Origin of the sequence: Cryobacterium sp. Hh7 (assembly GCF_004403155.1) — a bacterium.
In the GTDB taxonomy this organism is placed as follows: Bacteria; Actinomycetota; Actinomycetes; order Actinomycetales; family Microbacteriaceae; genus Cryobacterium; species Cryobacterium levicorallinum.
The window spans coordinates 1-9,024 of the sequence record NZ_SOHG01000071.1; the positions used below are offsets into that span (position 1 = coordinate 1).

Here is a 9,024-nt window from a genome sequence, read left to right on the forward strand (position 1 = left end):
CACGGGGGTGATTCCCGTTCCCGAGCTCACTGCTGCATAATCAGAAACACTGACCTGCACGGTGTCGAGAAACTCCACCACTCAGCGGGACGTGACCCGATGACCTGCCCCACGGTCCACCGCCGCACCGTCCAACGCCGTCTCCGCCGCACCTGCTCAAGCACGTAGATCCGCGTCGACCTGTACCACCTCCCCCTCCGCACCCCTTTCCGGGAGGGGGCCCGGAAACGCCCCGCACGGACGCCACCGCCGCAGCCCACCCGCCGCGGTGACCGCGGGTCACACCGGTGAGTCTGGCCCGGCTTCGATCGACACGATCATGTCTCCCGCGGCGACGATCTTGCCGATTCCGTGACTGAGATCACCGACGATGCCGTTGCGGTGGGCGGTCACGGTGGATTCCATCTTCATGGCTTCGAGAATAAGAATCGGCTGGCCCTGATTCACGGTTTCACCGGAATGTACCAGCCACTTTACGACCGACCCACCCATCGGCGATCGCAACGCTCGCCCGTCGGCATCCGCCGGGGGTTGCTGCCGCTGGCCTGTCGCCAGCGCACTGCCCCCGGTTTCGCCCGCCGTTTCGCCCGCGAACTCGCGGCCGAGTTCGCCCGGGAATTGGCCCACAAGTTGGAACAGTGACGCTGGCAGCCCGAGTGCCGTCCGCTTGCCGTCCAGTTCTATGGTGATCGTCCGGCGCGATTCCTCCGGCGGCATCGGGGAGAATTGCGGATCACCTGTGATCCGATTCACGAATTCGGCCTCGATCCACCCGGTGTAGACGCCGAGTCGGTCGTCTGCCGCGAAGGCTCCATCGTCCACGACGGCCCGATGAAAGGGGAGCACTGTTGCGAGGCCGGTTATTTCGCATTCGGCCAGCGCGCGTCGAGCTCGCCGCAGTGCCTGCTCGCGAGTTGCACCCGTGACGATGAGCTTGGCCAGCAGCGAATCAAACTGGGGCGGAACGACAGAGCCACTGCGCACGCCGGAGTCCACCCGGATTCCCGGACCGGACGGCATAGTGAAACTGGTGACCCGACCGGGCGAGGGAAGAAATCCGCGGCCGACATCTTCAGCATTGATCCGAAACTCAAAAGCATGTCCGTGCGGTTCCGGATCGTAGGAAACCGGTACGGTCCCGCCAGCCGCGATCGTCAGCTGTGCCAACACGATATCGATTCCTGATGTTTCTTCGGTTACGGGATGCTCGACCTGCAGCCGGGTATTCACCTCGAGAAAAGACACCGAGCCATCGGCGGCGATGAGGTACTCGACCGTACCCGCACCCACGTAGCCCACTTCGCGGCAGATCGCCTTGGCCGACGTGACGATCTGATCCTGCTGCGCGGCCGTGAGAAATGGCGCGGGAGCTTCTTCGACCAACTTTTGATTTCGACGTTGCAGCGAGCAATCACGGGTACCGACGACGATTACCGTGCCGTGGCTGTCAGCCAGAATTTGAGCTTCGACGTGGCGTGGGCGGTCGAGAAAGCGCTCGACATAACACTCTCCGCGGCCGAACGCGATCTGAGACTCTCGCACGGCGGCCGCGAAGGCCTCCGGAATTTCATCCAGCTCGCGCACGACTTTCAGGCCACGCCCGCCGCCGCCGAATGCTGCCTTGATGGCAATGGGCAGCCCTTCACGCGCGGCAAACTCCGCCACTTCCGACGCATCAATCACCGTTCCGGTGGAACCGGCCACGAGCGGGGCGCCCACCTTGATCGCGATCTCACGAGCTGAGACCTTGTTGCCCAGCAACCGGATCGCCGCAGGTGTCGGTCCGATCCAGGTCAGGCCGGCGTCGATCACTGCTTCGGCAAAATCAGCGTTCTCCGACAAGAATCCGTAGCCGGGATGCACGGCGTCGGCGCCCGACGCCCTCGCGCAGGCCAACAACTTGGCGACGTTCAGGTAGGTTTCGGCGGGGCTGGCCCCGTTGAGGGCCCAGGCCTCCGTGGCGAGGCTGACGTGCCAAGCGTCAGCGTCGATATCGGCATACACGGCAACAGAGCCAAGGCCGGCGTCGTCGCAAGCGCGAATGATCCGAATGGCTATCTCGCCGCGATTGGCAATGAGAACTTTCTTCATGGAGCCTCCATCACTTTTGGTTCTGGTCATTCCTCGTGGTGCGAGAATCTGCAGGCCCGCCGGGTGCAGGCTTCACACTGATAAAGCGGATGCGGGACCCGGCCGCAAGCTGGGCCGCACGATCGATATCCGCATCCAGCACAACGCCGAGCACGGGATAGCCTCCCGTCACCGGGTGGTCGGCGAGGAACAGGACGGGAAGGCCGGAAGGCGGTACCTGGATCGACCCGTTCAAGGTCCCCTCGCTGGCCAGTTCGCCCGGCTGGCTGCGGAGCAGCGGTTCGCCCGACAAACGAATGCCGATTCGGTTGGATTGCGTCGTCACGGTCCATTCCTGACCGCCGAACCGGGCGAGGGTTTCCGGGCTGAACAACGACGCCCGAGGTCCCAGGGTGAACCGGAGGTCCGTCACGGTTGCCGCGTCGGGCAGGTTAGGGCCGTCCAGCCCGGGAGCACCGACGATTCCCCCGGTGGTCACAGCTAAAACGGAGAGGTGAGTTCCGGCGGCGAGCACGGTCGGGCCGAGGCCGGACAGCGTGTCGCTAGACCGACTGCCCAGCGTGAGCGGGCCATCGATCCCGCCGCGAAGGGCGACATAGCTGCGCACCCCGCGGCGCGGTGAGCCGATGGTCAGCCGTTCGCCAGCAAGCAGTGCGAATGCCACGTTGCTGGCGACTTCGCGCTCCGCGGCGTCGCCGGATCGCCGGATACGTAGGGCGGCGTCGGCGCCGGTAACCGCGAGAACCTGGTCCGATGCGGCTTCCAGGGTCAGGCCACCCAGCGCGTGCTCAAGCCCGGCCGCTCCCGGAGGATTGCCGACGAGCCGATTGGCCCGCACCAGAGCTCCCCGGTCGAGCGCTCCCGATGCCGTGACGCCGAGGTGGGCGAGGCCGGGCCGACCGAGGTCCTGCACCGTCGACTGCAGCCCGGGGGCAATGACCCGGAGGCCGCTCGTGCGGGTGTCACCGCGTGGTTTAGTTGGTTGAGAATGACTGCTCGCTGCGACGGCCTGAGCGCGAACCGGGTGAAATCGCACGCGGCTTCCGGGGCGCAGCATGGCGGGGTCGGCACGATCAAGGTTCCAGGAGTCGGCGTTGGTGTGTCCGATCAGTTGCCACCCGCCCGGTGACGAACGGGGGTAGATCGCCGAATAGTTGTTGCCGAGGGCCACTGATCCTTCGGGAACCCGCACCCGCGGGATATCCCGGCGCGGCACGGTCAGGCTCTCGTTCTCCCCAACGAGATACGCAAAACCGGGCGCAAAGCCGCCGAAGGCGGCCGTCCAGACCTGGGAACTGTGCGCGGCCACGACACCGTCCCTGGTGAGCCCGGTGAGTAGTCCAACACCGTCCAGATCGGGTCCGTCATAAACAGTGTCGATGCTGATCAGGTCGGAAGGAGCCAGCCCCGCACCAGCGGCATGGGCATCGAGATCGAAGTGCTGAAGTCGCTCGACCAGGGAGTTCAGGGCCTGCGTCGTGCGGGTCGTCACGACGACCGTCCCCGCGCCGGCGATAACATCGACCTGACCCGCGGCCGGGTTGATCGTGAGTTCAGTCTGCACAGCCAATACTCCGGCGAGGGATTCCAGTTCCACCAGCAGAGCACGGTCGCTCAGCAGGTGCACCGACTCGATTCGTCGCGTCATCCGCTAGACGAAACTTCGAACGCTTATGCCCGCACTGTCCAGCGCTGAGCGTATTGTCGCCGCCATGTGGGCCGCTCCCGGCGTGTCGCCGTGCAGACAGATGCTCTCCACGGGAAGGGTGATGATGGTGCCATCCAGGCAGCGCACCTGTCCCGATTCGGCGAGAAGAATGGCCTGGTCCGTCACGGCGGCAACAGAGTGCAGCACCGATCCGGGAAGGGTCCGGGGGACCAGCGTCCCGTCGGGGAGGTAGGCTCGGTCGGCAAAGGCCTCGGCAACAGTTCGCAGGCCGGCAGCACGCGCAACCGCTTCAATCGTCGAATTCGGCAGCACCAAGATCGGTAATGCCGGGTCAACGGCGAGGATCGCGTCAACAACTGAACGGGCTTGAACGTCGTGGTGCGCAATAGTGTTGTATAAAGCGCCGTGCGGTTTGACGTACGAGACTGAAGTGCCTGAAATCCGCGCGAGCGCCTGCATGGCGCCGAGCTGATAGATCACGTCATTAGTCAGATCGCGGGGTGCGATGTCCAGAAACCGGCGGCCGAAGCCGACCAGGTCGCGATAGCCCGGATGGGCGCCCACCGTGACTCCCGCTGCGGCGGCAGCCTCGCAGGTCGCCCGAATGGTGCTGGGGTCGCCGGCGTGAAAGCCGCAGGCGACATTGACGCTCGTCACCGAGGCGATGACCAACGCGTCATCGCCGAAGGTCCAATTGCCGAAGGACTCACCGACATCGCTGTTGAGGTCAATCGTTGACATAGCGCAGTCCGTGCTGGCCGGAGTAGGCGGCAAATTTCGGTTCTGTCCACTCATCGAGGATGCCCTGGTCAACCCGATGAACCTCGATACCGATGGGGTGGCAGAATTCCAGGGGATCCTGGGCGTCGGGTCCCCACAACGGAACGGATAAATCACCGCCCGGGCAGGTCGACAGCGCCACGAGAAGATCCGTCTCGGCAAAGAATTCAAAGTAGTCGCCGGGTGTGGCCGGGCAGGCTTTCATAAAGTATTGATCGTTCTCATTGAGACCGGTGCATTGAAAGACGTTCAGCACGTCGTGGACGTCGAATTCCGTGAGCCCGTAGGGCAGGATGGCGCGGGTCAGGTTGGAATGACAGTGCACGTCATCGTCGATGCCGGTGAGCATCCGATTGACGTACGGATCGCAACGAGTTCCCAGCGTGTCGTGAACGCGGCCCCCCTCCTTGTCAACACCGTAGTTTTCGAGCGTGTCGGCGACGATCGTGGCGAGGGGCCGCAGGTACGGGAGGGTGGACCAGAATCGGTCATACGTGGTGACGTGGGCGGCGTGCAGCTGACGGGTTCGCGCCGCCCAGAACCGTTCGCGGGGGTTGTCGAAACTCCACAGGTTCAGATCACCGACCTGTGGCCCGTCGACCGTCAGTATTCGGCAGACATGGCCAGCGGGAACCTTCCACGCCCGGCCGCTGCGAATGGGAATAGTGAATTGTTCGGTCAGCACCCGACCGGCGCCACTGGCGATTCGCCCATAGAACTCACGATCCACGTCGAGGGGGCTTCCGGCGGTGGCCTGGTAGGCGGCTTGAACGCTCACAGTTTTATCTGTCCTTCGGTTGGGGCGCTGGCGCGCCGGGGTAAGGATTCTGCACGGCTGGCGCGAATGGCATCGATGATGAGCGCTTCAGAGGTCTCGAGGTAACGGTCCAACTCGGCCGCGGCATCCGCTCGCCGACCCGCCAAGATGAGCGAGGCGAGCTGTGCGTCCCGTTCGATCCATTCGCCTTGAAACCCCGACTCATCGGGCATGACCGAGAACACGAGCCGCAACTGGGCGAGGATATTCGCGAAGAAGGCATCGAGCCGCGGCGAGCCACACAACCCGACGAGAGCCTGGTGGAATTCCAGGCTGGCCGTACCGACATCCCGCCAGCGAGAGTTGTGATTGGCGTCAGAAGCGAGGCTCACCGCTCGCGAAATCGAGGTGAGCTGTTCCCTGGTGGCGCGAGAACTGCCGAGGATCGCAGCCGTTTCCAACGTGCGGCGCACCGCGTAGATGTCGCGAGCGTCGTCCTCGGTCAGATTGCGCACCGCGCTGCCTATGTGGAGCTGGGTGGTGACGAGACCATCACTCGTGAGCTGGCGGATGGCATCGCGGAGTGTGTTTCGAGAGACCTGGAACTGCGCGGCGAGCTGCGCGTCCTTCAAGCGGGTGCCCGGCAACAGGCGTCCGTGCAGGATCTCCGCCCGCAGGGCCACTGCAACACGGTCGGCCGTCAGCGCCTCAATTGGTGGCGCCAAGGCGACACCGACCCCGATGTTCTGCATCATCACTTCTCTCACTTATTGCTGAACAATAATTTTCTGCTTCTTGGCCTCTACCCGGGAGCTTACTTCTACAAGCCAGTAAATCTCTTGTCGATTCAAGAATTTACTTTGCGGAAACAATATTGCCTTGCCTTTATTGTTGAACAATCTCTAGTCTGTGACCTATGACATTACTCAACCGCCCCATCCGATCTTTTGATGCATCACGAATCTCTCGCTCGATCGGAACCGTCGCGCTGTCGGCAGCCGCCCTCCTCCTGCTGACGTCTTGTGCGGCGGCGACGGATGGTGCGGCCGCCGAGAATGTGCTCACGGTGGGGTCCGACCTCACCTACCCTCCGTACGCCTTTCTTGAGGGTGACACACCGGCCGGCTTCGATCCCGACATCACCCTGGCTCTCGCCGAAGCGATGGATATGACGGTCACCTATGAAGACACTCGCTTTGAGCAGCTCATCGCCGGCATCAAATCCGAGCGTTTCGATGTCATTGCGTCGGCGCTGTATATCACCAAAGAACGCGCGGCCGAGGTCGACTACATCCCCTATTTCTCGACCGGCAACTCCATTGTCGTCGCAGCCGGGGCATCACCGCTCACAACCATTCCTGATCTGTGCGGCAAGGTCGTCGCCGTGATCAAGGGTGGCGATATCGTGCAGCGCCTCCGAGTTGATGCTTCGGCCGACTGCGTCGCGTCTGGCGCGGCCGCAGTCGACGTGCGTGAGTTCACCACAGACCCCGAGGGAACCCAGGCGCTTCTGTCGGGTCAGGTAGACGCCCAACTGACCGACGCCGGCGTGGCATCCACTCTGGAATCAGCCACCGACAATGCCGTGCACATTTCGAGTACCGCATTGCTGTACCCAATCCCGGTGGGTCTGGCCGTCAAGAAGGGAAACTCCGACCTCGCCGACAAACTGCTGGCGGCACTGGAGTCGATGAAGGCCGACGGCAGCTACGACGCTCTCCTGAGCGAATACAACCTCGCCGAACCTGACGCTGCTCAGGTTGCGCAAATCCTCGGCAACTGACACTTTCCTGAGCCCGGCCACCGCTGATAAGGACACACATGGACTGGAATTACGTCGTCGGGCTCTTCACTCACGCCCCCTTCTACGAGGCGGCCGGTACGGTCATCGTTCTCGCCCTGCTCGGCTGGACCATATCGGTCGTCCTGGGGATGCTGGTCGCCCTCGGGCGACAGTCCCGATTTCGGCCGTTGGCCTGGGTACTCGGTATCTACGTCTGGCTCTTTCGCAGTCTGCCCCTGTTGGTCCTGCTCATTTTCGTCTACAACGCACCCCAGCTCGTCCCCGGACTTCAGGTGATCGTCGGCTCTCCCTTCATCGCCGGCCTCATAGCCATCGTGCTGTCAGAGACCGCGTACATCGCCGAGATCCATCGCGGTGGCATCCTCTCCGTCGCCAAAGGCCAAGGCGAAGCGGCACGAGCACTCGGCATTCCGTGGCTCGGAGTTCAAACGCACATCGTCATCCCCCAGGCCTTTCGCGTGGCGCTTCCGGCGCTCGCAAATGAACTGGTCACCATCATCAAGTTGACGTCGCTGGTCTCCGCCATCTCCCTCACCGAGCTATTGTTGGTCGGACAGCGACTCTATACCCAGAATTTCAAGGTGCTCGAGACCCTCCTGGTCGTCGCAATCTTTTACGTCGCACTGGTCAGCATCTTCGACGGTGGCCTCAAGCTGGTCGAGCGTCGGCTGGATGTGACCCGTCGAAAGACCCGCCTGGACGTCTCGGCGATCGTCGGGGAGGTCACACCCGCGCTGCCGGTTCGCGCCAAGAATCCGCACGCCGGTGAAGTCGTCATTGCCGTGTCGGGGGCCACGAAGAGCTTTGGCTCGACGCACGTTCTGAAGGGCGTCGACCTATCAGTTCACAAGGGCGAGGTGATCGCCATCATCGGGCCGTCCGGCTCGGGCAAAACCACTCTGATCCGCACGCTTAATGCTCTTGAGATGATAGACGGCGGTTCAGTTGAATATCGCGATGAGCCCGTGGGATACCAACTCGACCGGGCAGGACGCTTGATTGCCGCTGCCGACCCGCGAATATCCAAACAACGGCGTCACATTGGAATGGTTTTCCAACAGTTCAATCTGTTCCCGCACAAGACGGTGCTCGAGAACGTCACCTTCGCGATCACCCATCTGCGAACCATGTCTCGCGTGGACGCGCGCCAAGCTGGCTTGGCTGTCCTGCGCAAAGTCGGTATGGCAGAACACTCAGCCAAGTACCCGCACCAGCTCTCCGGTGGGCAACAGCAGCGAGTAGCTATTGCCCGTGCCTTGGCGATCAACCCGGAGGTCGTCCTCTTCGATGAGCCCACATCCGCTCTCGATCCCGAACTCGTAGACGAGGTACTGTCCGTGATGGCGGAACTCGCATCCGAAGGCCTGACCATGGTCATCGTCACACACGAGATGAGTTTCGCCCAGGCGGTCGCCGATTACGTCGTGTTCATGGATGCCGGCCGAATCGGGGAACAGGGCTCTGCAGCGCAAATCTTCGACGATCCGCAGCAGGAACGTACCCGTCGTTTTCTCGATCGGGTCGCGACGCGCTAGACGATATGAAATACAGCCTGACCTCTTGAGGCTGGGGCCTCCGTTCGAGTAGACGTGGGTTACCAGCCTGCGGAGGTTGGCCTATCCACAGTCGAATTTGGGAGGCCCCAGTTGATTTCATATCGTAGTTTTGTTGGTCTGGATGTGCACGCCCGCACGACCCAGGGTTGCGTTATCGATGCTGACACTGGCGAGGTTCTGCATCGGAAATTGTCGGCGAGCACGCCAGACATCGTGGCGTGGGTGTCGTCGTTACCAGGCCCGCAGCTGGTGACGTATGAGGCTGGCCCGGGTCACGTCCCGCTGAGTGGTGGAGTTTCTCGACACCGTGCAGGTCAGTGTTTCTGATTATGCAGCAGTGAGCTCGGGAACGGGAATCACCCCCGTG

The 9,024-nt window shown here is 62.8% G+C and carries 7 protein-coding genes; 2 read left to right on the forward strand and 5 right to left on the reverse strand.

The annotated features are described in order from the left end of the window. Positions 1 to 279: 279 nt before the first annotated feature. Genes E3T43_RS18540 through E3T43_RS18560 form a run of 5 tightly spaced genes read right to left on the reverse strand, consistent with a single transcriptional unit; the run spans position 280 to position 6,052 of the window. Positions 280 to 2,091: a biotin carboxylase N-terminal domain-containing protein gene (locus tag E3T43_RS18540; RefSeq protein ID WP_134473531.1), complete on the reverse strand. Its 1,812-nt coding sequence runs from the start codon at positions 2,089 to 2,091 to the stop codon at positions 280 to 282. Between the two features lie 10 nt (positions 2,092 to 2,101). Then, positions 2,102 to 3,739, reverse strand: a complete 1,638-nt coding sequence (locus E3T43_RS18545) for a carboxyltransferase domain-containing protein (protein ID WP_134473532.1) — start codon at positions 3,737 to 3,739, stop codon at positions 2,102 to 2,104. A 3-nt stretch (positions 3,740 to 3,742) separates the two neighbouring features. Continuing rightward, positions 3,743 to 4,501 (reverse strand): LamB/YcsF family protein, encoded by a 759-nt coding sequence (locus E3T43_RS18550; protein ID WP_134473533.1) that lies wholly within the window; start codon positions 4,499 to 4,501, stop codon positions 3,743 to 3,745. Next, a complete protein-coding gene (locus tag E3T43_RS18555; RefSeq protein WP_134473534.1) occupies positions 4,488 to 5,318 on the reverse strand; it encodes a DUF1989 domain-containing protein in 831 nt (276 codons plus the stop codon). The genes E3T43_RS18550 and E3T43_RS18555 overlap by 14 nt, the downstream gene beginning before the upstream one ends. Next, a complete protein-coding gene (locus E3T43_RS18560; protein WP_134473535.1) occupies positions 5,315 to 6,052 on the reverse strand; it encodes a GntR family transcriptional regulator in 738 nt (245 codons plus the stop codon). The genes E3T43_RS18555 and E3T43_RS18560 overlap by 4 nt, the downstream gene beginning before the upstream one ends. A gap of 161 nt (positions 6,053 to 6,213) precedes the next feature. On the opposite strand from E3T43_RS18560, the gene E3T43_RS18565 reads away from it, so the two are divergent. Both E3T43_RS18565 and E3T43_RS19595 read left to right on the forward strand, forming a co-directional pair. Beyond that, positions 6,214 to 7,080, forward strand: coding sequence for an ABC transporter substrate-binding protein (locus tag E3T43_RS18565; RefSeq protein WP_134473536.1), 867 nt, complete (start codon positions 6,214 to 6,216; stop codon positions 7,078 to 7,080). A 38-nt stretch (positions 7,081 to 7,118) separates the two neighbouring features. Then, the gene (locus E3T43_RS19595) at positions 7,119 to 8,636 is read left to right on the forward strand and encodes an amino acid ABC transporter permease/ATP-binding protein (protein WP_134473537.1); all 1,518 of its coding nucleotides are present in this window, start codon (positions 7,119 to 7,121) and stop codon (positions 8,634 to 8,636) included. The last annotated feature ends 388 nt before the right edge of the window (positions 8,637 to 9,024 follow it).

Excerpts from the sequence above, each read along its gene's own strand:
- E3T43_RS19595 (WP_134473537.1), top strand. The coding sequence starts at position 7,119 with ATGGACTGGAATTACGTCGTCGGGCTCTTCACTCACGCCCCCTTCTAC.
- E3T43_RS18560 (WP_134473535.1), bottom strand. The coding sequence starts at position 6,052 with ATGATGCAGAACATCGGGGTCGGTGTCGCCTTGGCGCCACCAATTGAG.
- E3T43_RS18540 (WP_134473531.1), bottom strand. The coding sequence starts at position 2,091 with ATGAAGAAAGTTCTCATTGCCAATCGCGGCGAGATAGCCATTCGGATC.
- E3T43_RS18545 (WP_134473532.1), bottom strand. The coding sequence starts at position 3,739 with ATGACGCGACGAATCGAGTCGGTGCACCTGCTGAGCGACCGTGCTCTG.
- E3T43_RS18550 (WP_134473533.1), bottom strand. The coding sequence starts at position 4,501 with ATGTCAACGATTGACCTCAACAGCGATGTCGGTGAGTCCTTCGGCAAT.
- E3T43_RS18565 (WP_134473536.1), top strand. The coding sequence starts at position 6,214 with ATGACATTACTCAACCGCCCCATCCGATCTTTTGATGCATCACGAATC.